This is a genomic window from Entomomonas sp. E7T21 (assembly GCF_058693955.1).
On record NZ_CP191672.1, the window covers coordinates 170,989 to 195,460 of the forward strand.

Here is a 24,472-nt window from a genome sequence, read left to right on the forward strand (position 1 = left end):
CTTTTTTAAGTAAACCAATTTATAACTCTCTCTTATCACTACAAAATAAAAAGTTAGAGTTTTATCTAATAGCAAATTCAAAGAATGAGACTATAATAGTACAAAGCAAATTATAGATACCCCTAAATAGGATAAAAATTAGGTATGTTGCAAGACATAAACCTTATGTATCTTATTTAATGCTATCTATATAAATCATTTAGATAAAGAAATTGAATTATGACTATGCAAAGCGAATCACCTAACACTCCTAAAAAAGCTGTACAGGGTGTTAAATTAAAGGGGGCTGATAAAGTAGCTAGAATCCCTGTAAAAGTTATTCCTACCACTGAACTTCCTAAAAAACCTGATTGGATACGTGTTCGTATTCCAGCTACACCAGAAGTGGAAAGAGTTAAAACATTACTTCGTAAGCACCGTTTACACAGTGTTTGTGAAGAGGCCACTTGTCCTAACCTAGGTGAATGCTTTGCTTCAGGTACAGCAACCTTTATGATTATGGGTGATATCTGTACTCGTCGCTGTCCTTTCTGCGATGTTGGACATGGCCGTCCTAATCCACTTGATGCAGATGAACCTAAAAATCTAGCCATTGCTATTGCTGATTTAGGTTTACGCTATGTTGTTATCACTTCTGTAGACCGTGATGATTTGCGTGATGGTGGTGCCCAACATTTTGCTGATTGCCTAAGAGAAATCCGTAAATTATCACCCTCTATACAGCTAGAAACGTTAGTACCTGACTATCGTGGCCGTATGGAGATTGCTTTAGATATTACAGCAACAGAACCACCTGACGTGTTTAACCATAACTTGGAAACTGTACCTCGTTTATATAAATCATCACGTCCAGGTTCTGATTTTGAATGGTCATTAGATTTACTACAAAACTTTAAAAAACGTGTACCTCATATCCCTACTAAATCAGGTTTAATGTTAGGCCTTGGTGAAACAGATGAAGAAATTATTGAGGTAATGGAAAGGTTAAGGGAGCATGAAGTAGATATGCTAACCCTAGGCCAATACTTACAACCTTCAAAAAATCACTTACCTGTACAACGCTTCGTACACCCAGACACCTTTGAATGGTTTGCAGAACAAGGCAAAAAAATGGGCTTTAAAAACGTTGCGTCTGGTGCTTTAGTCCGTTCTTCTTATCATGCAGACCAACAGGCACATGGTAAAAAAGTAAGCTAATTCTCCTTAGTTAATAAAAAACGGGCTATTTAACCACATCAATAGCCCGTTTTTTTCTGTCTAAATAAAATGCAATAAAAATGATAAATATTTGCATTTACAATAACATAGCTTTATTTAATGAATTAGTCTGATTTACTGGTAATTTAAAAAAATAACGACTAAACTTAATACCAATGGTATAAATTAATTTCTAATAAATAACGCTCCTTTAGCGTTAAGGAGAGACTAAATGCGTGGTAATCCTGAAGTTATCGATTATTTAAATAAACTACTAACAGGTGAACTGGCTGCTCGTGACCAATATTTTATTCATTCCAGAATGTATGATGACTGGGATTTTAAGAAATTATATGAACGTCTTAATCATGAAATGGAAGAAGAAACTGATCATGCAGACCAGATTATGCGACGTATTCTCTTCTTAGAGGGCAAACCAAATATGCGTCCTGATGAAATTAATATTGGGACAACTGTACCTGAAATGCTAGAGTTTGATTTACGATTAGAGCTACATGTACGCCAAGCATTAGTTGATGGTATTAAACTCTGTGAAGAAAAAGGTGATTTTGTAAGCCGTGACATGCTCCGTAATCAATTAAAAGATACCGAAGAAGACCATGCTTACTGGTTAGAAAAACAACTTGGTTTAATTGAAAAGATGGGTTTGGAAAATTACCATCAATCCCAAGTGTAATTTTTCGATTAATTGCTAAAACCCATCTTAAACGATGGGTTTTTTATTAAGTAATGGGGATAAATGATTAATAACTTGTTGTGGATTTACCTGTGTAAAACAAATAGGTAACTCTCTATTCAGATCAAATTGCTGTTTATCCTGCTCAGTAGGCTGATAAGTACACTCTTTCTTTAAACAAGGAATACAAGCAGGGTACTTGCCGATTAAATGAATTTGATCTTTACCATAAGAACCTGTCAACTCAGGATTAGTAGGGCCAAATAAAGAAATAGTGGGAGTATCCAACGCTGCTGCCAAATGCCCCAAGCCAGTATCAACTGCTACACAAGCTTTAGCTGCTGCCAAAACACTCGCTATACCTTTTAGATTTAATTTTGGTAAAACTTCCACATTAACTAAATCTTTTGCTATCTGCTCAGCTCTTAACTTCTCTTTCTCATTGCCCCAAGGTAATTTAATATCAATATTTTGCTTATTTAGTATTTCTGCCAATTGTCGCCAATAATATTCTGGCCAATGTTTTGTATCCCAAGTAGTACCATGTAAAAACACTAAGTAAGGATCATTGTCTTGTAAATCTCCTATTACTCGCTGGCGATCTAAACCATAATCACCTAATGTTGCTGGTAATGGATAATTTAAAGCTTGTGCAAATAGCTGACGTACTCGTTCAACAGCATGTTGTCCCCAAGCAACAGAATAAGCATTATGATAAAAACGACTAGCCATTGGTTCTCTAGCTGATTGTTTATCTAAACCTGCTACTGGCGCTTTTACATAGCGGGTTAACCAAGCACTTTTTAATAAACCTTGAGCATCTATCACTAAGTCATATTTATAAGCCCGTATACGTTGCTTAAATGCTTTCCATTCGCCACTTTTCCATGTTTGCCAAAGGTTCTTGCGCCAGCGTCTAATAGCTACAGGAATCACTTCGTTAACCGCAGGGTGCCAACAGGGTATTTCAGCAAAGTTTTCCTCTACCACCCAATCAAATTGAATATCAGGAATTGCTCTTTTAGCATCAGTTAAAGCAGGTAAAGTGTGGATTACATCACCCAGCGAAGAGGTTTTAATTAATAAAACTCGCATCTAATCCACCTGTTTAACATGAATTAACTTATCCAATGCTGTTTCGACTGACTCTGGCTTTAATTGCTTTAGACAATTGTAATGACCAAACTTACAAGTACGTTGAAAACAAGGGCTACAATCTAATCCTAAACGAACTATCTCTACTTGGTCAGCTAACGGAGGGGTAAACTGCGGTGAGGTTGAGCCATATACCGCCACAATTGGACGATTTAAAGCAGCAGCTACATGCATTAACCCAGAGTCATTAGTAACCACCGCACTAACACAAGCTAATAAATCTATAGCCTGTGCCAAACTTGTTTGCCCTGCTAGATTATATAAATGCTTTTGCTGTTCATTCGGTAAAAGATTACGGATGGTTTCACCTACTGGATAATCATTTTTAGATCCAAATATCCATACTTGCCAACCTGCTGCTATTTTATCTTCAGCCACTTTAGCATAATACTCAGCAGGCCATTTCTTCGCCTCACCAAACTCCGCACCAGGGCAAAGAGCTAATATCGGTTTATCTTTTTGCAAATTAAAGATAGTTAATGCTTGTTGTTGAGAGGTAGGATCAATTTCCAAATGAGGTTTAGGGTAAGGATGGACTAAAACCTCTCCTTTTGGATAAGCGAGCGCCATAAAACGTTCAATCATAAGAGGGTAAAGTGTTTTATCGAGTTTGCGAATATCATTTAACAAGATATACCGCATTTCCCCTTTCCAACCTGTACGTTTAGCAATTTTAGCAAAATAAGGTACTAGCGCAGATTTAAGTGAATTAGGTAATACAATCGCTTGATCATATTTACCTTGTAATGAACGCCCTATTTGTTTACGGATTTTAATATCTAATGCACCATGCCCTAAAGGAAAAGACAGCGCTTCTCGTACTTCTGGCATACGTTCTAAAATAGGTCTACTCCACTCTGGCGCTAATACATCGATAGCACAATCTGGATGTTCTTCACGCAAACACATAAATAGTGTTTGCGCCATCACCATGTCACCTACCCAAGAAGGGCCAACAACTAGAATTTTCATTAGTAACTTTTATCTGCATCAGGATTTTGCTTATAATACCAGATCAGATGGTTATCCTAAAATAACAAAAGCTATGCTGTTATCAACTACCCGCCCATTACCCTTTTATAGGCCTTTTAATAAATCGCTATCACCCATAGTACAAATCAAATTATTTGGAAATTCTTTAGTTAGTTTATTACGATAAACAACTTTGCCATTTTCTTTAGTGGTTTTACCGTTAGTTAATGAGCAATTAATAGCACGGCTTTTAAATAAACTCCAAGGGTTGCGATCTGGTCTCTTCTTAACAGTACTTACTTCTACATTAAGTACAAAATTATCAGCTAATTTCCACTCTTTCAGAGGTGCTAAGATATAGATAAAATTTTCTACAAATCTACTACTAATAAAATAGCCATAGTCCGCCTCTAGTATTGATAAAGGCTGTATATAATTTACCTCTATAATATTATCTCCTTTTTGTAAGGTTCCTGAAAAATCAGCTTTATAAACTTGAAATGAATTTTCAAATCGAGACATAGAGCTAATTTCATCTTCTTGAAAACGGTAGGTATTATCCATAGTCACATTAGTAGTAACCGCTACAGTGTTTATAGTCGCTGTTACTTTAGTATCTATTGGCAAAATAAATTCAAACTTTAAAGCTTCTTTTTCTTTCGTATTTACATGATAAGCAGCATTAACTTGACATTGATAATGATCACAATTTATTTTTAATGTTTCCTGTAAAACCTCAAGATTAGGTAAGGAATTATTTTCCATGTTAGCGCTATCTACTTGTGGCGCTTTTAATACGGAGGATGGTGGCTGCCAGTTTCTCATGGCAGCTCGCATATTTGCCATGGCATACGTCGTAAATAGCAATATTATCATTATGGCTAACACTAAAGGTTCTTTTCTTAACAACGTTGTCATTTAATCATGTTCCATCAAAACTTCTACATCATGAGTGTAAAATTACAAATATTTTTAGCAAGCAGTATTATGAACTCATATTTCCGCTACTTCTTCATCCAAACCATTAACTGCACAACAAGTATTGGATATTGTAACGCAGCAGTTACCAAGTAAATATTAATTTAACCCAAGAGAATACCAAAAACTCATTACTCTTTTCCGCTCTTCGATAAACTGATCAGCAGCTACTAAATTGGGCTCATTTTGTAATGCTAATTTATGTACCACAGAACGATAAGCTCGATAAGTATCTTGTAACCAAAGTGCATCTTCTGGTGTCATCAGAGGAGTTTCTGCCATTGCGTCTAAAATACGGATATTATCGGTATAAACAGATAACTCAGGGTATTTCCAAGACCATGCTAATGTAACAAACTGAGTCATAAACTCAATATCTACCATACCGCCTGCATCATGCTTTAAATTAAACAACTGATCTGCTGCAAATGCATTATTACCTAGTCCAGCATTAGTATGTTGCGTCCCTAAGTTATCGCGCATTTTTTTGCGCATTTCACTGACTTCTGTTTGCAGCTGTGTTAGATCACGTTGCTTTCCTAACACCTCAATACGTATTTTTTCAAATGCTTCTGCTACATCGGAAGCACCTGTTAATACTCTAGCTCTTACTAAAGCCTGATGCTCCCAAGTCCACGCCTCATTTTCTTGATATCTTTGAAAGGCTGCCAAACTACTTACTAATAAACCTGATGCACCTGAAGGCCTTAAACGCATATCCACTTCATATAAAATACCAGAGGTGGTTTGAGTGGTTAAAATATGGATAATCCGCTGGCCTAAACGGGTAAAAAATAACAAACCATCAATTGATTTAGCACCATCTGTCTCAGACTGAGGATCACCATTATGGATAAAAACAAGGTCAAGATCTGAGTTATGCCCCATCTCTATACCACCCACCTTACCATAACCAATAATAATATAATCCAAATCACAAGATGTGCCATCCAATCGTTGTGGAACACCATATTTAGACACACATTGACGCCATGCTAAATGCAATACTTCAGTTAAAATAGCCTCAGCTAACCATGTTAGATAATCACTCACTTTCATTAGTGGTAAATTACCTGTAATTTCAGAAGCTGCCACCCTTAAACGATGTGCTAATTTAAAATGCCTAAGTGCTTCCATTTGCTGCTCTAAATCATCCTCAGGAATACGTGCTAAATGTTGCCGTAACTCTGCTGCTAATTCTGCTGCTTTGGGTGGACTAAATAATTTTTCTTCATTTAGCAATTCATCAAGTAACACTGGGTAATGAGTAATTTGCTCAGCAATCCATGGGCTTGCTGCACAAAGCTTTAACAACCTTTTTAAAGCACCTGGATTTTCCGTAAGTAACACTAAATAAACTGAGCGACGGGCTACCGCTTCGATTAAAGGTAATACTCTTAATATACTTAAAGTGGGTTGTTCTAACTCTATAGCAGCATTAATTAAGCGTGGCACAAAAGCGTCTAATCGCTCTTTTCCCGTGCGCTGAATAGATCTCAAGCTAGGGCTATGACGTAAATCCATTAACTTCTGATAAAGTTCTTGAACATCTGTAAAACCCACTTCCGCTAACTGGTTACAGGAATTTTCTTCATCTTGTGTTCTTATCCATAAAGGAAACCACTCTTCACCTATAGTTTGGCTAGCCTCTTGTTCCTCTTCTTCTGGATCAGCAATCACTTGCTTAAAATGCCAATCAATTCGCTCACGATATTTTGTTAAGGCATCATAAAATGCTTGCCAATTTTCATAACCCATCATAAAAGCTACACGAGCTTGATCTGTTGGATTATCTGGTAACATTTGCGTTTGTTTATCGGCAATAGCTTGGATAGCATGTTCTACATAGCGTAAGAAACAATTGACTGACTTTAACTCATCAACAACGGCTGAAGGAAGATATCCCTCACCTGCTAAAGTATCCAATACTTTTAGCAAAGGTCGTTGTTGTAAGCTTAAATCCCTTCCTCCATGAATTAACTGAAAAGCTTGTGCAATAAACTCAATCTCTCTAATACCACCTGAACCAAGTTTAATATTTTCACTCATACCCTTACGTTTAACTTCCTGTTGAATCAACTGCTTCATTGTGCGTAATGCTTCAATAGCCGTAAAATCAAGATAACGCCTATACACAAAAGGTCTTAAAATATCTATTAAATCTTTGCCTGTTTCCTTATCACCAGCCACAACACGTGCTTTAATCATGGCATAACGTTCCCAATCACGCCCTTGATCTTGATAATACTGCTCCATTGCAGGAAAACTATAAACTAAAGGACCGCTTGAACCATAAGGACGCAGACGCATATCTACCCGAAAAACAAAACCATCAATAGTAATACTATCTAATGCTTTAATTAGCTTCTGGCCTAATCGTGTAAAAAACTCCTGATTATCTAGAGATTTCTTGGCTCCCTCTGTTTCTCCCCCTTCAGGATAGGCAAAAATTAGATCAATATCTGAAGAAAGGTTTAGCTCTTGAGCCCCTAGTTTACCCATTCCTAAAATAATTAAATGCTGTGGCTGTTTAGTATATCTACCAATGGGTACACCAAAAACCTTGGCTTGCTCTCTATATAACCAATGATAGGCCTGATCTATACTTGCATCCGCAAAATCAGAAAGATTCTTACAAGTTTCTATTAAATCTGCTTGCCTTGTAATATCACGCCAGATAATACGAATTTGCTGACGATTACGTGCCTTACGTAAACAACTTAATAACTCATCCTCTGTACTACAAGCATCTACAACTTTTGCTAACTGCTCAACAATCTCCTGAGTACTAACACTACGATCGAATTCATCACTTTCTAATAATTCTAATAGTATTTCTGGACAACGTCTGACTTGCTCTACAACAAACTCACTACAAGCCAATACCCTAGCTAATTGTTGCTGTTTTCCTTCAGACCATTGCTGATAAGCCTTACTATCTAAACCTTTGTCTGCCAAAGCTTCTGAAAAAGCATTGATGCCATGTAACTTCATTGACTGTAAAGATTCAGGCATAGCAATAAGTGCAGGTTTATTCATAGCAACATCCAAGAAGTTATTAGTTTTACGTCAAAGTATCAATAATAGACCAATTTATTATTTTTTAATTGATCTATTATAAGTAACTAAACCCTTTTCAGTAAAAATTAATAACTTAATAATTTAATTTCTATTTTTGCTACAAATGAAACAACCAAAAGTATAGACTATTAACTATTATATGCGTATTATTATGCCCCTCTTCTATATGCACTCGTAGCTCAGCTGGATAGAGTACTGCCCTCCGAAGGCAGGGGTCGTGGGTTCAACTCCCGCCGAGTGCGCCATAAGACCAAAACTTTAGCAAAACTAATAAAATAAAAAATTCTCAATGACAGCAAAAGATCATATAAACGGCGCTAATTAATATAAGGATTTAAAATCAAATTAATACTGTCTTTTAGACAATGGTTCTATTTTATTGCAATAAAGAACTTACAATTTAAATCTTATGGTTAATTAGCCAGTTATAGGTCTTTTTGCCTAAGATTTTTCGTATTTTACACTTCAATTTATTTGTCATGCATGGAGTTTTCTATGCTCAATTTTTTTATTTTTATATCTCAACATGGTAATTATTATTTGCGGGGAATCTTGTATGATTCAAGTAAATTTACCTAGTCTTTCTGTCAGTCTAGAAGATGCTACTAAGATGACGGGATACTCGCATACAACTATTTATTATACAAATAGTATTGGTAGTTGGTTCCTTTTAAAAGCGATAAGGAATCCACAGCAAATAAAGAGTAATGCTAAAAATATTAATAGAAATCTTTTCATAATAATTAAATTAATATGTAAGTCCCCAAGCTTCTACCACCTCTTTAAAGAAGTTATGATCAAAATCTAAGATAGTAGGTTACAGATTTTTTGGTGGGAGATTTCATATTATAAGCACGTGTTAGTTTGTTTTTTTCAACTCTTTGCGTGCAAAAAGAACTTAAAATATACAACTAAATAAATATAAAATGCAGGATCAGTATTGCCAATTTGTTGATAGATAATAGACATCCTTACCAAAATAAAGCTAGTCACAAAGGCTAATATAACAAAACAAATAACACCTTTCATTTATTGCTAAATATGCTTGTTGCGTCATTTAACAATTTGGTTGATATGATAACTAGTTTTTGCAAGCAAAGGCTTGATCATACTAAGTAAAGTTTAATTATTAGTTTAATATTTTATATGATATAGCTTGCGCTGCAAGTATCGAATAGTCACTATCTAATTATTGTTAATTACCAACTTGTCATAACATATTAGACTATAGTATTATTTGGTAACAATTTATTTAAAAATTACTGGAGTAATTATTTATGCAGCTATTTTCTAAGTTAGTTATTGTTGCCATAAGTTTAGTTTTTTTCGCTGGATGTGCTGATCAACAAGTTCAAAAAACTACTAATACCACAAATGAAGTGGCTGACAATGTTGATCAATCTATGGATACCTTTGATAAAGCAATGGATACTGGTGACAAAGTTATGAATACTGTTGATCGCACACAAAATCGTATTGATCGCTTTTTAAGAGTATTAGATAGATAAGCATATATAAAGTTTAAAAGTCTTTTTTTCTAATCAAGAGTTATAAGCTGTTATATTTTAAAATAATTAATAACTCTTGATATTTCAATATATTAATATCACCATAACAAAACTTAACATATAAAAATAGGGATTTTATGAGAAAATATGCTACTTCTCTGTTTGCACTTAGCTTATTAATATACCCATTATCAATACAGGCCAAAGCGTCTGAGACAAACTGTCAAAAAACGCCTCTTATACAAGGGGTAGATGAGAGTAGTTTACAGAGTTGGCAAAAATGGCAACAGTTTAACTCTCTTGAGGCTAACTTAAAAGGTGATGGGAAAACTCAAGAATTGTTAGTCATGGGAAATAAAGCAACTAATGAATGGGTAGTTGTTATTGAAGATGCAGGGCAAAAGACTCTAGTCTATGCTGAAAAAAGCACTCAACCATTACAAATAGCTACAACCACTATTGATGAAGTATCTACACTACAAGTTATAAATCCAGAAACTAAACAAGCTTATGATATTTCTTATAACAGGCCTGATGATTTTTCTATTTGCCCTACTAAGAAGCAAACAAAACGCTCTAACTATCTATGCACTGGCATTGGCGAAATACACGAACTACCAAAAATGACAGCTGACTATGATCCTAACTCTCACCAAGTAGATTTTGATGAAGATGGTGTTAAAGAGACTTTTAATAATAAAATTATCCCTGGAAACCATGGCATAAGACATCTCTATACGGTGAAAGATGGTAGTGGATATTCAACAGTTGTTTATAACAAAACATTTAGTTGGGAAAACACAGCTACTACATTCACAAACGCTTATGCGCTAAATGGTGGTAAACCAGTTATTCATATAATTCTTGCTAAGCAAGGACGAACAGTAGATGCAGTTGAGATTAACTACCTAGGTAAAGGTCAATTTACTACTTGCCCTTTATCTAATGGTATCCAAATTCTTCAAGCCTATAACATACCAACACAATAAGGTATATAAGAAGTAGCCAATTTATAATTTCTCCCACGTAACGGGAGAAATTATACTTTAAAAAGTTGAGCTACTATTCATTGATAGCAATTATCAAACAGTTGTATAATTTTGTTACTTATTGTCATCTAAGGATTTAGATATTTCAAATTTTACTCATGATAATATTTTTAGTGTTAATTAAATTTTTTTAGGGAATTATATGATGAATTATTTAAAAGTTATGTTAACTATGGGATCATCTTTTTTTTATTGGCTGGTTGTGAGCATGTACAAAATGCACTAGATGCTTCTGAGCAAGCATTAAATACCTCTCAAAATATTAGAGAAAACTTAGAGGGAGTAACTAATGGTTCTGGTAGCAGTTTCCCTCAAGGATCTGCTCAAACTATTTCATTAGAACAAATATGGAATGACTATAAACAAAGCTCAGCCGCTGCCAGTTCAAAATGGGAAGGAAAAACTGTTATTTTATCAGGCAAGGTTCAAGGTGTAGAAAAAAAGAAACGTATGCCTACAGTTAATGAAAACTCACCATCAGTAACCTATTATTCTGTGACAATCCAAGATTTAAAAAATACAGAATGTTCAGCTCTTGTAAGTATGAATGAAAACTCATCAACAACAAGAAAAGTTTTAGCACTTAGGACAGGCGATACGGTTTCAATTAGTGCAAAACTTTCTGAAACGTCACGCTTTTTATCAGGTTCAATATCAAGTAGTGTATATTCTTTTGAAAATGGCTTGTTAAAATAAAATTATTCAATATTTAGAGTAAGCTAGATAATAATTCGCTTACTCTAAACAACATACCCATCATTTCATACATTAAACAATCTAACTACATATTTAATTCTGATAATAATGTTTGCCAGAGGAAAAGCTGGTATAGATTGTACTGCAACAATATCAGGAAGTTTGCTGAAATGTATCTCTGTTTCTTTTACTGATGCCATTAAAAGCCAAACCTTGCTTAATTTTACCTTATAACAAATAAAAATGGGGTACAAATAGAGGGGAAGTTTATTTTAGATAATAAAAAAGCCTAGTTAAATCAATTAACTAGGCTTTATATATGGTGCTCGGAGGCGGAATCGAACCGTCGACACGAGGATTTTCAATCCTCTGCTCTACCGACTGAGCTATCCGAGCAATGGGTCGCTATTAAACTGTTTTTAACGCTGACTGTCAAGAGTCTAATGAAAAAATTATTTTCTAATTTGAAGGAGGAACATAACCTTCTGCTTTAGCATAAGCTGCACCAAGAAAAAATTTCTCCATCTGTTCTTGTAAAAACTTACGATGTTCAGCATTCATCATATTAAGATGCTTTTCATTAATCAGCATTGTTTGTTCTTTTGTCCATTCATCCCAAGCTTTTTTAGAAATATTTTCATAGATATCTTGGCCTTTTGGACCTGGATAAGGAGGATTATCTAAACCTTCTAATTCTTGCTGATATTTACGACAAAAAACCATACGTGCCATTTGTATACTCCTACTAATTTAGCTTACTTGAGCTAATAACTTCTTTACAGGGGCGGCTAGCCCTAAACGAGGTGGTTGGGTTAAGTTATACCAGATTTGGGTGTTTTCAGCCACTTTATTAACATTTGGGCTAACTTCTATAAGATAAGGTTCTATCGTTAGTTGAAAATGACTAAACGTGTGTATAAGCTTTGTTAATGGCTTTTCAGCCACGATTGTCAAACCATGTTGTTTTGCGTAACTTTGTAATTCTGCTTGGTTTTGCACTTCAGGTAAGCTCCATAATCCCCCCCAAAGGCCTGTATTGGGTCTTTGATAAAGTAGAATGGCATCTTGATGCTTAAACAAGGGCATAATTACATGCTTCTGTGGTAACTCTTTTTTAGGCTTAGGATTTGGATAAGCTTTGGTAGTACCCGCTATTCTCGCTTTACAATCAGCTTGTATCGGGCACAACAGGCAATTAGGCTTAGTACGTGTACAAAGCATAGCCCCCATATCCATCATGGCTTGAGTATAATGATTAACGCGTTCATTAGGTGTTAACTGTTCAGCAATTTCCCAAAGCCGTTTAGCTACCTTAGTTTCTCCAGGATAACCTTGTACCGCAAAATAACGACACAATACACGTTTAACATTGCCATCTAAAATAGCAGCTCTCTTGTTCATTGCTAGGCTAAGAATTGCACCAGCAGTAGAACGCCCTATACCTGACAGTTCAGTTAGTTCTTCTACTGTATCAGGAAAGATACCTTGATAGTCATTGGTAATGATTTGTGCTGTTTTTTGTAAGTTTCTTGCCCTACTGTAGTAGCCAAGCCCTGTCCACAGGTGTAGAACCTCATCTTGTGGAGCATTTGCCAAGGCTTGAACCGTTGGTAACGACTCCATAAAACGAGAAAAGTAATTGATTACTGTAGAAACTTGGGTTTGCTGTAACATAATCTCAGAAACCCAAACTTTATAGGGAGTTACATCTTGCTGCCAAGGTAGGTGCTTGCGACCATGTTGGTCATACCATACAAGCACCTTCTCAGCAAAGGATACAGCGTTTATCACTTCTTCAGAATGCCTTTTAAAATCCCTTCAACATTAGGTGCTTTATCACCTAATTTCTCTTCAAGCTTCTTATTTAATTTGTCTTTTTCTTTATCTAACGCTTTATTAACTTCTTCTTTAGCTTTATTTTTACCAACCTCTAAAGCCATTTGACCAATAGCACCCGTATCAATACCACATAGACCACCACCTGCAAGTACTGAACCTTTACAGAGTAATGGGAAGTCGACACCAGCAACATCTTTATTTACCTTACAGGCTGGATCACCACTAACATCTTGCTCACCTTTTAACGCTAGGGCAATTTGGTAATCAACCATCATGGTAGGAACATTGAAAGTACCCTTACCTTTGGTTTCAAAACCAGCAATAGAGATAACTAAGTCTTGGTTGCTAGCAACACCATTAGTAATATTTACTGACCCTTTTAATTGGTTAAATTTAGTCTCTGTACGATTAAATTGAGAAGTTAAAGATTGTTTTCTCACTAAAGCAACTGCTCGGCAAACTTGATACTCAAAGTTTTCACCAATTAATGCACCATCATTTACCACAAAGTTAGCAGTACCATTTAGGCCTTTTACTAAGGCAGCTTGGCTTACACCCGCAGTCCGGATATTACCGTTAAAGTTTAAGTTACCTCTAATAGAAATATCTTTCATATCTTGACTGGCTAATAGCTTATCCATAGGAATATTGCTAATAGTTGGCTGTATTGTAATTTGAGGCGTATTGGAGCTAGCATTTACTGAACCTTTTACATTAATAGAGCCAGTAAATAATTTACCACCAACATTTTGTAAATTGATCACACCATTTTTAGCCGTTAATTTCGCACCAAACCCTTGCCATGGTAATTTTTTAACTGTTAATTGGTTAATAGTTAAGTCCGCATCTATATCTAAACCACGTAAACTTTTAGGATCAAACATAGCATCATTACTCCAAACAGGCTGGTTAACAGTAACTGTTTTACCTGTACCTGTTGTAGTGGTGGTTGCTTTAGTGTTTTGCGCAGTTTGTTTAGTTTCTGGTGGTAAATAGTTATCTACATTAATAGAATCACCTGTTAGCTTAACTTTTATTGCTTGTTTTGCTAAGTCAGTAATAGCTATATTGCCTGTAAAGTTAGTGCTATCTAATTTGATTTTTAAATCATTTAAAGCAACTGCTTTAGTAGAACCAGATAGGTTTGTAGAAAAACCTACTTGAGTTAATGCTTTACTATCAGCCATTTCTGGTAATGCAACACCAATATCTGTTAGTACTTTACGTAAGTTAAAGGTATCGGCTGTTATCACCCCTTTTACTGTTGGCACAGTGCCTGTAATATTTGCAGCATTAATACTACCTGATATTTTTAAATCATCTAAGGTTAGGCCAAGTTTATTCCAAGCAGCCGTATTAGCTTTTAAGTCCGCAACAAGATCACCTTTAGCCGTGAAACTAGCTGTTTTACCATTAAACATATCACCTGAAATATCACTTGCTAAATCAAGCCCCTTTACTTCATAACGCTGTGCATCAAGATCATAAACTAACTGACCTTGTAAGTTAACAGTGGTAGACAACTTAGGTTGTGCACTTTTAAGATTAGCACCTAATTTAACTGTTACAGGTTCACCAATACGAATAGTTCCTGTAGATAGATGCACATCATTAATTGTATAGTCTTGTCCTGCTTTTAAATCTTTATAAATGATTTTAGTATTGTTAATGGTAATACTATTCACATCTAAATTAATTTTACCGTTACCTGTAGATTCTGTTGGCTGCTTTTCAGTTGGTTTATCGGTAGTAGTCTGTGTATTTTCCGCTGTTGTGGTTTGTCCCACTTTATCCCAGTTGGTTTTGCCTTGTGCGTCTTTTTCCAAATCAACAACGAGGCCATCAATATTAACGTCATTCATTTGGATTTGACCTTTAAATAAAGGCAGTAATTTTACTGAAAGGTCTAACTCTTTAACCTGTGCAAAAGGTTTTTCTGGGCTTTCTACACTAGCTGCACTGGTATTTTGAATAGAAATACCTAGCCATGGATAAAATGTCCAGCTAATATCCCCATCAATTTTGAGCTCCATATTAGCTTTTTCTTTAACTAGATTCTGAATTTCAGCCTTGTAATTATTAGGGTTAAAGAACAAAATCAACCCAAAAAACAGCAGGAGAATTAGAACAACAAGTCCTATGATAAAATAACTGAGATATTTAATTGCCTTCATAATTTTTTCCATTTTAAAGCGGTTTACTATACAGTATAGTATCTTGAATTCTTTATTCTATAATTTTTAGCCAACTAACGTATTTATTTTAACATTTAGTTATAATAAATATTTTATACGACTAATTGGAGCAGCAATGGTTGAACGTAGCGCAACCGTTAAACGTGATACAAAAGAAACACAAATAAAGGTATCAGTTAACCTTGACGGTACAGGCAAAGCCAAGTTTGATACTGGCATTCCTTTTCTTGAACATATGCTAGATCAAATAGCTAGGCATGGTCTAGTAGACTTAGATATCACCTGTAATGGCGATATCCACATTGATGATCATCACAGTGTTGAAGATATCGGTATCACTCTAGGTGAAGCGGTTAATCAAGCAATTGGTGATAAAAAAGGTATTCGTCGTTATGGCCATGCCTATGTTCCATTAGATGAGGCATTATCTAGGGTTGTGATTGATTTTTCTGGTCGTCCTAGCCTACAAATGCATGTGCCTTTTACAAGAGGTACAGTAGGTAAGTTTGATGTAGAGTTATTTTCAGAGTTCTTCCATGGTTTTGTTAATCACGCCAAAGTAACATTGCATATTGATAACTTACGTGGCGCGAATGCTCATCACCAAATAGAAACTGTATTTAAGGCCTTTGGTCGTGCGCTTCGTATGGCTATAGAACACGATCCGCGAATGGCCGACCAAATTCCTTCCACTAAAGGGTGTTTGTAATGCAAACGGTGGCTGTGATTGACTATGGAATGGGTAATCTCCATTCCGTAGCAAAAGCTTTGGAACATGTTGGTGCAGGCCGTGTCATAGTAACTAGTGACGCTGATATTATTAGGGAAGCAGATCGGATAGTATTTCCTGGTGTTGGAGCTATTCGAGACTGTATGGCGGAAATTCGTCGCCTAGGTTTTGATGAGTTAGTGAAAGAAATTAGTGGTACACGTCCTTTCCTAGGCATCTGTGTTGGTATGCAGGCCTTATTTGATAGCAGTGAAGAAAATAATGGCGTTGACTGTATAGGACTATTTTCAGGTGAAGTTAAGTTTTTTGGTAAAGACCTACATGAAACCAATGATGAACGATTAAAAGTTCCTCATATGGGTTGGAATGAAGTAAACCAATCGCTAGATCACCCACTATGGCATGAAATTCCTAATCAAGGTCGTTTTTATTTTGTACATAGCTACTATGCAAAAGTAACAAACAACCAACAACTAGTAGGTACTACTCACTACGGTGTAGATTTTGCTGCTGCAGTAGCTAAGGGCTCTTGTTTTGCTGTGCAATTCCACCCTGAAAAAAGCCATACACATGGCTTACAGCTATTACAAAATTTCGTTACATGGGATGGTTATTGGTAAGCCTAATTATTACCCTTTCCCATTAAATTACTCTGAAGGTGAAATATGTTAGTTATTCCAGCTATTGATTTAAAAGATGGCGCATGTGTTAGATTACGCCAAGGTAAAATGACCGATGTTACCGTTTTTTCTGATGACCCTGTAGCAGTAGCTGCAAAATGGGTTGAAGCTGGCTGTAAACGACTACATCTAGTAGATTTAAACGGTGCCTTTGAAGGAAAACCAGTTAGCGCCCCTATCGTACAGGCTATTGCTCACAAATTCCCAGATCTGCCTATTCAAGTGGGTGGTGGTATTCGCTCTCTAGAAACCATCGATCAATACCTAATGACAGGTGTTAATTACGTTATTATTGGTACTAAAGCGGTAAAAGACCCTCATTTTATTAAAGAAGCCTGTAGCAACTTCCCAGACAAAATTATTGTTGGTATTGATGCGATGGAAGGCATGGTAGCCACTGATGGCTGGGCAGAAATTAGCTCACATCGTGTAGAAGATATTGCTAAACGTTTTGAAGACTATGGTGTATCAGCCATTGTTTATACAGATATTAGCCGCGATGGCATGCTACAAGGCTGTAATGTAGAGCACACAGCAGCATTAGCTGCCTCTACCTCAATCCCCATTATTGCCTCAGGTGGCATCCATACTATTGACGATGTTCAAACACTATTAGACGCTAACCAACCTAATATCACAGGTGTTATCACTGGCCGTGCTATTTATGAAAATACTTTAGACTTAGGTGAAGCCCAAAGACTTTGCGATGAATACAAAGCTAAAAAATAATATCTGGAGTTAATATGGCACTAGCAAAACGCATTATCCCTTGTTTAGATGTTGATAACGGTCGTGTGGTAAAAGGCGTAAAGTTTGAAAATATTCGTGATGCAGGAGACCCTGTAGAAATTGCGCGCCGTTATAACGAACAAGGGGCAGATGAAATCACCTTTTTAGATATTACTGCCTCCGTGGATAATCGTAATACAACCCTACATACTGTAGAAAGAATGGCTAGTGAAGTATTTATTCCATTAACCGTAGGCGGTGGTGTAAGAACTATAGAAGATATCCGTAACCTACTTAATGCAGGCGCGGATAAAGTATCCATTAACACTGCTGCGGTATTTAACCCTGAGTTTGTTCAAGAGGCGGCTGAACGCTTTGGTTCACAGTGTATTGTAGTAGCGATTGATGCTAAAAAAGTTTCCACAGGTGATGAACAACCCCGTTGGGAAATCTTTACCCATGGCGGACGTAAACCTACAGGATTAGACGCGGTAGAATGGGCAAGAAAAATGGAAGCATTGGGTGCTGGTGAAATATTACTCACTAGTATGGATCAAGATGGTATGAAAAATGGTTTTGACCTTGGTGTAACCTGTGCTATTAGTGAAGCTATCTCACTACCCGTTATTGCTTCTGGTGGCGTTGGTAATCTACAGCACCTAGCTGATGGCATTATTTACGGCAAAGCCGATGCAGTACTAGCTGCTAGTATTTTCCACTTTGGCGAATACACCATTCCAGAAGCTAAAGCATTTATGGCAGAACAAGGCATCACTATTCGCTAATAGGCACGCTATGACAACCATTACTGTAAGAGCTATTACCTCAGAAGATTATCAACAATGGGTAAAGCTCTATACAGGCTACATCACCTTTTGTCGTAGAACTTTTGACCAACAAAGTGTGACTACGCTATGGCAATGGCTCATGCAACACAAAGTATTCTGCTCTGTTGCTATTGTGGATGGACAATTTATTGGCCTTGCCCACTCACAAGAACTATTCTCCCCCCTTAATGGCAAATTAACGGGCTACTTAGAAGACCTATTTGTAGTAGAAGAATACCGAGGCAAAGGCGTAGCAGATTTACTAATAGAAGATTTAAAACGTTTAGCTAAAGACAGAAATTGGTTATTTATTCGTTGGAAAACCCGAGAAAACAACTACCGTGCCAAAGCCTTCCACGATAAAATAGCTAGAAAAACCATTTGGCACACCTATCAATTGGATATAAACAAGGCAAAATAAAATGACAAATGTAATTATTCGATTTGTAGAAGAAAAAGACTACCAACAATGGATTGATGTTTACAAAGGCTATATTAGCTTTTACCAACGTGACTTTGATGAAAAGAAAGTAGCTACTGTATGGCAATGGATTAAAGATAAAAAAATGTTTGCCTTAGTAGCAGAGCTAGAGGGAGAACTGGTTGGCTTAGCCCACTACCGTGAAATGCTTTCCCCTCTAAATGGTTTTACTGTAGGTTTTTTAGATGACCTATTTGTAAACCCTGACTGTCGTGGTAAAAAAGTAGTCGATGCTTTAATGCAAGCACTTAAGCAACAAGCGCAACAACAAGGCTGGCCATTTATTCGCTGGATTACTGCAGAGAATAATTACCGTGCTAAAGCATTTTACGATAGAATTGCCACCAAAACCGCTTGGAATACATACCAAATGGATTGTTAAGCTATTTTTATTAACCTTATTATTAACTAACTTTATTGATAACTTGGAGCAACCTAATGAGTTATAGTGACATCCCAGCAGGTAAAGATATCCCTAATGATATCTATGTAGCAATTGAAATCCCAGCTAACCACGACCCTATCAAATACGAAATCGACAAAGATTCAGACACCTTATTTGTAGATCGTTTTATCGCTACCCCCATGTTCTACCCTGCTAACTACGGTTATATTCCTAACACCCTAGCAGACGATGGCGACCCATTAGATGTGCTAGTAATTACCCCTTACCCAGTAGCGGCTGGCTCAGTTATTCGTGCACGTCCTATTGGCGTATTAAATATGACTGACGAAGCAGGTGGTGATGCCAAATTAGTAGCTGTTCCTCATGAAAAACTAACACCTCTTTATAACAATGTTAAAGAGTGTTCAGACTTACCACAGTTACTCCTAGACCAAATTAAACACTTCTTCGAACACTACAAAGACCTAGAAAAAGGCAAATGGGTTAAATTAGAAGGCTGGGGCGACTCAAATGCTGCTAAAGAAGAAATTAAAAAAGCAGTCGCTAACTACAAAAAATAATGGTTTATCAAAACAATAAAAGGCTAGTAATTACTAGCCTTTTATTTATCTTATTACTATATAATCAATAGTTTAATATTGCTCACTTAATATTATCACAATCTACTTTATTAATTTTAATACTATAGCCTAGTTGGTTATCATTACCATAGAAATTGGTTATTATTGTACCTTTATTTAATGGATTAACTTTCCTGTCAAATAAACACTGAAACTGTATTGTTTTTGACTCTAATTCTTCTTTGATATCCCTATACATTTTTTTACTTTCTTCTGAAGATAACTTTGTATAAGAGTAATTGTAAATAAGTGTATTTTTATCGGCCATTAAGCTTATTAAAGTTATATTCCTAGTTATACACATAGGAAGTTTTTTATTCATTTCTTCAGCTACACTTTTTAAAGTCTCGGTTAAAGACGAATTTGTATCATCACTAGTTTGTGCATACAAATTGCTATGACTTATGATAAATAAAAATAGTATAAATAAAAAAGAATCGTTAACTAATTTTAGTACTCTTTTTAATTCCATATTAAATCTACCTTTTTTTATTAATTAGTAACTTTCTTTGAATAGTTGACTATTATAACTAACTCTTTAAGTATACAAAGAGAACTTGTTTACAAAAGAGCTTATTAATAAGCCCTTTATAACGATTATTCATCTTTTTCAACTTCTAATGTTAAAGAGCTTAATGCCTCAAATAACGTATTAGCATCATTTAATAAATAGCTAGCAACCACTGACAGTACTGCTGTGTTATTAGGAGATGAGCCTTTAAAATCATGCAATATATCTAGTAGATTAAGAATAGCTTGTAGTCTTGCACTGGCGCACTCATAAATGGCGTCCATAGGTGCATTAGCATCGTAATATAAAACATTTTCACTATTACCCTGTGAGGCTGGACTTAAGGGAATAAAACGGGGAAATTTTGAGGGTTTAGTCATTGCCTGCTTCTGTATCCTTGTGAGCCTCCCTTTTTAATAATTAGGGAGGCGGAACTGTGTACAGGTTGGCAGACCGATACGCTCGGAAATCGGCACACTCCGAAGAGTGTCCCGTACACAGCCCGCCATAAAAAATACAGACGAACTGATCCGCGCAGACTAAGTGACTAGCTGCGGCCGAGCGTAAACGGGCTGCCAAGCCCGTACTATAGATTTTGCTATAGCATTTTCATTGTAAGACTAGCTAATAGGGTGAGCAAGTTTTTTATTGGATTAGGTAAAATAAAAGTGAAGATTATTTATGATTGATAAATAAAGGAAATATAAAAATAATTTTATTCTTACTTAGGTAAGTGATAGAGCATAACTGCTAATTTTACTTGTCTATTTTTATCACCATTTATATGAAACGTATAATTAAACCATGTTTCATCTTGTTTATTATCAAACCTTATATAGTTAGGATGTTCGTTGATTGAATTCCTAACCGTATTTAATACGCTAGAAAAATCCTTATTTGATACAAACATTATGATAGCAGCTTTAGAGTCTCGCCACGTAAGATAACCTAGTAGCTGAGTAATTGTATTTAAAAATCCCTTTTTTCCTGTCCAAAACTTACATTCTGCAATAAAAACATTAGTATTTTCATAACGTAGTAAAATATCTGTTTTACCCTTCTTATTAAACGTTTCCCCTGTAGTACTCCCTTGAAAATTTGGGGATAACATCATCAAAAAATGATCTCTTAAATGTTCTTCTTCTTTATCTTTATATAATGAGGGTAATCTTTCAAACTCTTTTCCAACATCATGGATTAATTTTAAAATTTCTTTATATGTTCTATTATCTAAGGTTGGTTCTGGCTCAAAATCAGTATTTTTTACTACTGGTTTTTCTACATTAATAGGTTTTCTTAACTCAGGTTTAGGAATAGTAAAAGTAGAGGATACATTATCTTTTTTCCTAATAGGGATGCCCAATGAAGAAAATCTATTCCTTAACTCAAGAATATTATTTTTTCTTTGCTCAAAATCCTTTTTTATTTCTTCTCTTAAACAAGCATTATATTCTTTAACTTTATTATTAATACCCTTAATCCGGTATTTTATTTCCTCAATTACTTTTATCCTTATTTCCTCAATTTCATTTGGACTTTTTCCTATATAATCATTAACTTCAAAACTACACTCACCCTTAAAAAACTCAACGGATATATTCATCATCCACCAATCTAAATCTGAACATCTATGCATTAATAACTCAATATTCCCACTATATGGAAGATGAAACCTTAATACATTCTGTTTACTCTTTTTTCCATCCCTCATAGAAACTTCTTTACAATCTATAGAACACTCTAGTCTATCTTCTTGTAAGCCTAGTAATTCTATATGTCCTTGACTATATTTATAAGATATATATTCTTCACTATCCACATTTAATAAGAAATCTTCTGTTTCCTCTGCTAATTCTGAAAGAATACGTCCTCGTTTTCCCATTAAAAACAATGGTAAGTATTCTGTAAATCCTGATTGTCTATTTAAAATTACTTTCATCATTAGCCTTTTTAAATAGCCTGTAACTTAGCAAACGCTAAAATCAACCATTTACTGCCTTCATTATCAAACTTTACTTGGATACGGGTATGAGCGCCTGAGCCTTCGGCATTGAGAATTACTCCCTCACCAAATACGGGGTGTAGTACACGTTGCCCTAGGCTTAAGCCTGTTGATTCTTGATTTGATGATTGTTGAGTAAATGGATGACTTACTGAGCCTGATAGTCTCACTTCTCGTAGTAAATCAGTTGGGATTTCTCTAACAAAACGGGAGATTCTATTGTAGGTTTCATTACCATGCAGTCGTCTGGTTTCAGCATAAGTTAACACGAGTTGTTGCATAGCACGGGTAATACCTACGTAGGCTAGGCGACGTTCTTCTTCTAAACGATCAATATCTTCTATATTACGTTGATGGGGGAATAGCCCTTCTTCCATACCTGTTAAAAATACTAAGGGGAATTCTAACCCTTTGGCATTATGTAAGGTCATTAGTTGTACACAGTCTTCGCCATCACCTGCTTGTTTTTCCCCTGCTTCAAGGGCTGCATGATCTAAAAATGCACCTAATGGGGTGGTGTTTTCTTCTAGTTCTCCATCATGTTCAAAAGCACTGGCTGCACTTACCAATTCTTCTAAGTTTTCTACTCTAGCTTCACCTTTATCACCCTTTTCTGCACGATGAAATTCTAATAAACCCGATTGTTTAATCACTAAATCTATTTGTTCTGATAATTTTAATGGTTCTATTTCATCGGTTAGGCGATTAATCAATAACACAAAATTATTGAGTGCTGAGCAGGCTCTAGCAGGTACACCTTTATTCGCTATAATTTCTTTAAGGGATTGCCATAAAGAGATATTTAATTCACGAGCCAGTTGCCTTACTTGTTCAATGGTTTTTTCACCAATACCACGGGTAGGTAAGTTAATAATACGCTCAAGCGCACTATCATCTTGTTTAGAACGAATAAGCCTTAAATAAGCTAAAGCGTTTTTAATTTCCGCTCGCTCGAAGAAACGTAAACCACCATAAATACGGTAGGGTATACTTTCTCGCCATAGATTTTCTTCTAATACACGGGATTGGGCATTGGAACGGTATAAAATAGCAATTTCTTGGTAGTTAAAACCTTCTCTATGGGCTTCTTGGATTCGCTCTAAAATATAACGAGCTTCATCTTGTTCATTAAAGCCTGCATATAAAGCGATTAAGTCGCCTTCATTACCTTCTGTCCAAAGCTCTTTACCTAAACGACCTTGGTTATTATCAATCAGTGCATTGGCTGCTTTTAAAATAGTATTGGTTGAACGATAGTTTTGTTCTAGGCGATAGGTTACTGCTTCTGGAAAATCATCGGTAAAGGATTGGATATTTTCAATCTTAGCGCCACGCCAACCATAGATTGATTGGTCATCATCCCCTACTACCATTAAACTTTTAGTACCTTTGGCGAGTATTTTTAACCATGCATATTGCACTGCATTGGTATCTTGAAACTCATCTACTAACACATGAGCAAAACGTTGTTGGTAGTGTTTTAGTAATTCTGGGTTATCACGCCATAAATCAAGGGCACGCAGTAACAGTTCAGCAAAATCAACTACACCTGCACGTTCACAATATTCTTCATAGGTTTGATAAACTTGCACCATAGTAGAGATATAGACATCACCAAATATTTGAATACCACTTGGTCGAATACCTTGATCTTTTTTATTGTTGATAAACCATTGTACTTCTCTGGCTTGCCAACGTTGGTCATCGATATTTAAATCTTTTAATACCCGTTTGATTAGTCGTAATTGGTCATCACTATCTAAAACTTGGAAGTTTTGAATTAGCTTTGCTTCCTGCCAATGATTGCGCAATAAACGATGTGCTAGACCATGAAAAGTACCTACCCACATGCCTTGAGTGGGTTGTTTCAATAGGCTTTCAATACGTCCGCGCATTTCAGCAGCAGCTTTATTGGTAAAAGTTACCGCTAAAATAGAAAATGGTGAGGCTTGCTCTACATGCATAAGCCATGCAATACGATGCACTAATACCCGTGTTTTACCTGAACCAGCGCCAGCCAATACTAATTGCTGACCGAGTGGTGCAGCTACCACTTGTCGTTGAGCATCATTTAGAGAGTCTATTAGAAAAGAAATATCGTCAATCATTTAGTTATTTT

Annotated in this window: 23 protein-coding genes and 2 tRNA genes; 13 read left to right on the plus strand and 12 right to left on the minus strand. The window is 35.8% G+C overall.

Features of this window, described 5'->3' with window-relative positions; translation table 11 throughout:
- Positions 1-219 precede the first annotated feature (219 nt).
- Positions 220-1,197, plus strand: a complete 978-nt coding sequence (gene lipA / locus ACQVD9_RS00830; RefSeq protein WP_264747018.1) for a lipoyl synthase — start codon at positions 220-222, stop codon at positions 1,195-1,197.
- 232 nt (positions 1,198-1,429) lie between these two features.
- Positions 1,430-1,894 carry a bacterioferritin gene (gene bfr / locus ACQVD9_RS00835; protein WP_264747019.1) on the plus strand — a complete coding sequence of 155 codons (465 nt, stop codon included), beginning with the start codon at positions 1,430-1,432 and terminating at the stop codon, positions 1,892-1,894.
- A gap of 27 nt (positions 1,895-1,921) precedes the next feature.
- On the opposite strand, the gene rfaC is transcribed toward bfr, so the two are convergent.
- From rfaC to glnE, 4 genes are all read right to left on the minus strand, one after another.
- On the minus strand, positions 1,922-2,989 hold the full coding sequence (gene rfaC, locus ACQVD9_RS00840; RefSeq protein ID WP_264747020.1) for a lipopolysaccharide heptosyltransferase RfaC: 1,068 nt from the start codon (positions 2,987-2,989) through the stop codon (positions 1,922-1,924).
- The gene (gene waaF / locus ACQVD9_RS00845) at positions 2,990-4,021 is read right to left on the minus strand and encodes a lipopolysaccharide heptosyltransferase II (protein WP_264747021.1); all 1,032 of its coding nucleotides are present in this window, start codon (positions 4,019-4,021) and stop codon (positions 2,990-2,992) included.
- A 105-nt stretch (positions 4,022-4,126) separates the two neighbouring features.
- Positions 4,127-4,939 (minus strand): hypothetical protein, encoded by an 813-nt coding sequence (locus ACQVD9_RS00850; protein ID WP_264747022.1) that lies wholly within the window; start codon positions 4,937-4,939, stop codon positions 4,127-4,129.
- A 159-nt stretch (positions 4,940-5,098) separates the two neighbouring features.
- The gene (gene glnE / locus ACQVD9_RS00855) at positions 5,099-8,038 is read right to left on the minus strand and encodes a bifunctional [glutamate--ammonia ligase]-adenylyl-L-tyrosine phosphorylase/[glutamate--ammonia-ligase] adenylyltransferase (RefSeq protein ID WP_413774172.1); all 2,940 of its coding nucleotides are present in this window, start codon (positions 8,036-8,038) and stop codon (positions 5,099-5,101) included.
- Positions 8,039-8,248: 210 nt separating this feature from the next.
- On the opposite strand from glnE, the gene ACQVD9_RS00860 reads away from it, so the two are divergent.
- The 4 genes from ACQVD9_RS00860 (at position 8,249) to ACQVD9_RS00875 (ending at position 11,333) form a co-directional block, all read left to right on the plus strand.
- A tRNA-Arg gene (locus ACQVD9_RS00860) sits at positions 8,249-8,325 on the plus strand.
- 1,032 nt (positions 8,326-9,357) lie between these two features.
- Positions 9,358-9,588 (plus strand): hypothetical protein, encoded by a 231-nt coding sequence (locus tag ACQVD9_RS00865; RefSeq protein WP_264747023.1) that lies wholly within the window; start codon positions 9,358-9,360, stop codon positions 9,586-9,588.
- Between the two features lie 137 nt (positions 9,589-9,725).
- Positions 9,726-10,577 carry a hypothetical protein gene (locus ACQVD9_RS00870; protein WP_264747024.1) on the plus strand — a complete coding sequence of 284 codons (852 nt, stop codon included), beginning with the start codon at positions 9,726-9,728 and terminating at the stop codon, positions 10,575-10,577.
- Between the two features lie 252 nt (positions 10,578-10,829).
- Complete coding sequence (locus ACQVD9_RS00875) at positions 10,830-11,333, plus strand: OB-fold putative lipoprotein (RefSeq protein WP_264747025.1); 504 nt, start codon at positions 10,830-10,832, stop codon at positions 11,331-11,333.
- A 320-nt stretch (positions 11,334-11,653) separates the two neighbouring features.
- Here ACQVD9_RS00875 and ACQVD9_RS00880 read toward each other — a convergent pair.
- The 4 genes from ACQVD9_RS00880 to ACQVD9_RS00895 all read right to left on the minus strand — a co-directional run bounded on the left by ACQVD9_RS00880 (position 11,654) and on the right by ACQVD9_RS00895 (position 15,358).
- Positions 11,654-11,729: transfer RNA gene (locus ACQVD9_RS00880), tRNA-Phe, on the minus strand.
- A gap of 63 nt (positions 11,730-11,792) precedes the next feature.
- Positions 11,793-12,065 (minus strand): oxidative damage protection protein, encoded by a 273-nt coding sequence (locus tag ACQVD9_RS00885; RefSeq protein WP_264747026.1) that lies wholly within the window; start codon positions 12,063-12,065, stop codon positions 11,793-11,795.
- Positions 12,066-12,083: 18 nt separating this feature from the next.
- Positions 12,084-13,121 (minus strand): A/G-specific adenine glycosylase, encoded by a 1,038-nt coding sequence (gene mutY / locus ACQVD9_RS00890; RefSeq protein WP_264747825.1) that lies wholly within the window; start codon positions 13,119-13,121, stop codon positions 12,084-12,086.
- Complete coding sequence (locus ACQVD9_RS00895; protein WP_319804742.1) at positions 13,121-15,358, minus strand: AsmA family protein; 2,238 nt, start codon at positions 15,356-15,358, stop codon at positions 13,121-13,123. The genes mutY and ACQVD9_RS00895 overlap by 1 nt, the downstream gene beginning before the upstream one ends.
- A 124-nt stretch (positions 15,359-15,482) precedes the next feature.
- Between ACQVD9_RS00895 and hisB the strand changes: the two genes are divergently transcribed.
- The 7 genes from hisB to ppa are packed head-to-tail and all read left to right on the plus strand — an operon-like array spanning position 15,483 to position 19,780.
- Entirely contained in the window at positions 15,483-16,076 is a 594-nt protein-coding gene (gene hisB / locus ACQVD9_RS00900) for an imidazoleglycerol-phosphate dehydratase HisB (protein WP_264747028.1), read from the plus strand.
- The gene (gene hisH / locus ACQVD9_RS00905; protein ID WP_264747029.1) at positions 16,076-16,717 is read left to right on the plus strand and encodes an imidazole glycerol phosphate synthase subunit HisH; all 642 of its coding nucleotides are present in this window, start codon (positions 16,076-16,078) and stop codon (positions 16,715-16,717) included. The genes hisB and hisH overlap by 1 nt, the downstream gene beginning before the upstream one ends.
- A gap of 45 nt (positions 16,718-16,762) precedes the next feature.
- Positions 16,763-17,506: a 1-(5-phosphoribosyl)-5-[(5-phosphoribosylamino)methylideneamino]imidazole-4-carboxamide isomerase gene (gene hisA, locus ACQVD9_RS00910; protein WP_264747030.1), complete on the plus strand. Its 744-nt coding sequence runs from the start codon at positions 16,763-16,765 to the stop codon at positions 17,504-17,506.
- Positions 17,507-17,520: 14 nt separating this feature from the next.
- Positions 17,521-18,291, plus strand: a complete 771-nt coding sequence (hisF, locus tag ACQVD9_RS00915) for an imidazole glycerol phosphate synthase subunit HisF (protein ID WP_264747031.1) — start codon at positions 17,521-17,523, stop codon at positions 18,289-18,291.
- A gap of 10 nt (positions 18,292-18,301) precedes the next feature.
- Entirely contained in the window at positions 18,302-18,754 is a 453-nt protein-coding gene (locus ACQVD9_RS00920; RefSeq protein WP_264747032.1) for a GNAT family N-acetyltransferase, read from the plus strand.
- Between the two features lies 1 nt (position 18,755).
- Entirely contained in the window at positions 18,756-19,196 is a 441-nt protein-coding gene (locus tag ACQVD9_RS00925; RefSeq protein WP_264747033.1) for a GNAT family N-acetyltransferase, read from the plus strand.
- 56 nt (positions 19,197-19,252) lie between these two features.
- Positions 19,253-19,780, plus strand: a complete 528-nt coding sequence (ppa, locus tag ACQVD9_RS00930) for an inorganic diphosphatase (protein WP_264747034.1) — start codon at positions 19,253-19,255, stop codon at positions 19,778-19,780.
- An 82-nt stretch (positions 19,781-19,862) separates the two neighbouring features.
- Here ppa and ACQVD9_RS00935 read toward each other — a convergent pair whose 3' ends face one another.
- The 4 genes from ACQVD9_RS00935 to uvrD form a co-directional block, all read right to left on the minus strand.
- Positions 19,863-20,312, minus strand: coding sequence for a hypothetical protein (locus ACQVD9_RS00935; RefSeq protein ID WP_264747035.1), 450 nt, complete (start codon positions 20,310-20,312; stop codon positions 19,863-19,865).
- 125 nt (positions 20,313-20,437) lie between these two features.
- Positions 20,438-20,731: a hypothetical protein gene (locus ACQVD9_RS00940; RefSeq protein ID WP_264747036.1), complete on the minus strand. Its 294-nt coding sequence runs from the start codon at positions 20,729-20,731 to the stop codon at positions 20,438-20,440.
- A gap of 341 nt (positions 20,732-21,072) precedes the next feature.
- Positions 21,073-22,293, minus strand: a complete 1,221-nt coding sequence (locus ACQVD9_RS00945; RefSeq protein ID WP_264747037.1) for a hypothetical protein — start codon at positions 22,291-22,293, stop codon at positions 21,073-21,075.
- An 8-nt stretch (positions 22,294-22,301) separates the two neighbouring features.
- Positions 22,302-24,461, minus strand: coding sequence for a DNA helicase II (gene uvrD, locus ACQVD9_RS00950; protein WP_264747038.1), 2,160 nt, complete (start codon positions 24,459-24,461; stop codon positions 22,302-22,304).
- Positions 24,462-24,472: the final 11 nt, after the last annotated feature.

What these genes read in the sequence shown, in the direction of transcription:
- ACQVD9_RS00920 (WP_264747032.1), top strand. Translation starts at nt 18,302, where the DNA reads ATGACAACCATTACTGTAAGAGCTATTACCTCAGAAGATTATCAACAA.
- hisF (WP_264747031.1), top strand. Translation starts at nt 17,521, where the DNA reads ATGGCACTAGCAAAACGCATTATCCCTTGTTTAGATGTTGATAACGGT.
- rfaC (WP_264747020.1), bottom strand. Translation starts at nt 2,989, where the DNA reads ATGCGAGTTTTATTAATTAAAACCTCTTCGCTGGGTGATGTAATCCAC.
- ACQVD9_RS00945 (WP_264747037.1), bottom strand. Translation starts at nt 22,293, where the DNA reads ATGATGAAAGTAATTTTAAATAGACAATCAGGATTTACAGAATACTTA.
- ACQVD9_RS00925 (WP_264747033.1), top strand. Translation starts at nt 18,756, where the DNA reads ATGACAAATGTAATTATTCGATTTGTAGAAGAAAAAGACTACCAACAA.
- ACQVD9_RS00895 (WP_319804742.1), bottom strand. Translation starts at nt 15,358, where the DNA reads ATGGAAAAAATTATGAAGGCAATTAAATATCTCAGTTATTTTATCATA.
- glnE (WP_413774172.1), bottom strand. Translation starts at nt 8,038, where the DNA reads ATGAATAAACCTGCACTTATTGCTATGCCTGAATCTTTACAGTCAATG.
- ppa (WP_264747034.1), top strand. Translation starts at nt 19,253, where the DNA reads ATGAGTTATAGTGACATCCCAGCAGGTAAAGATATCCCTAATGATATC.
- hisH (WP_264747029.1), top strand. Translation starts at nt 16,076, where the DNA reads ATGCAAACGGTGGCTGTGATTGACTATGGAATGGGTAATCTCCATTCC.
- ACQVD9_RS00850 (WP_264747022.1), bottom strand. Translation starts at nt 4,939, where the DNA reads ATGACAACGTTGTTAAGAAAAGAACCTTTAGTGTTAGCCATAATGATA.
- hisB (WP_264747028.1), top strand. Translation starts at nt 15,483, where the DNA reads ATGGTTGAACGTAGCGCAACCGTTAAACGTGATACAAAAGAAACACAA.
- ACQVD9_RS00935 (WP_264747035.1), bottom strand. Translation starts at nt 20,312, where the DNA reads ATGGAATTAAAAAGAGTACTAAAATTAGTTAACGATTCTTTTTTATTT.
- waaF (WP_264747021.1), bottom strand. Translation starts at nt 4,021, where the DNA reads ATGAAAATTCTAGTTGTTGGCCCTTCTTGGGTAGGTGACATGGTGATG.
- ACQVD9_RS00870 (WP_264747024.1), top strand. Translation starts at nt 9,726, where the DNA reads ATGAGAAAATATGCTACTTCTCTGTTTGCACTTAGCTTATTAATATAC.
- ACQVD9_RS00865 (WP_264747023.1), top strand. Translation starts at nt 9,358, where the DNA reads ATGCAGCTATTTTCTAAGTTAGTTATTGTTGCCATAAGTTTAGTTTTT.
- uvrD (WP_264747038.1), bottom strand. Translation starts at nt 24,461, where the DNA reads ATGATTGACGATATTTCTTTTCTAATAGACTCTCTAAATGATGCTCAA.
- lipA (WP_264747018.1), top strand. Translation starts at nt 220, where the DNA reads ATGACTATGCAAAGCGAATCACCTAACACTCCTAAAAAAGCTGTACAG.
- ACQVD9_RS00885 (WP_264747026.1), bottom strand. Translation starts at nt 12,065, where the DNA reads ATGGCACGTATGGTTTTTTGTCGTAAATATCAGCAAGAATTAGAAGGT.
- bfr (WP_264747019.1), top strand. Translation starts at nt 1,430, where the DNA reads ATGCGTGGTAATCCTGAAGTTATCGATTATTTAAATAAACTACTAACA.
- ACQVD9_RS00940 (WP_264747036.1), bottom strand. Translation starts at nt 20,731, where the DNA reads ATGACTAAACCCTCAAAATTTCCCCGTTTTATTCCCTTAAGTCCAGCC.
- hisA (WP_264747030.1), top strand. Translation starts at nt 16,763, where the DNA reads ATGTTAGTTATTCCAGCTATTGATTTAAAAGATGGCGCATGTGTTAGA.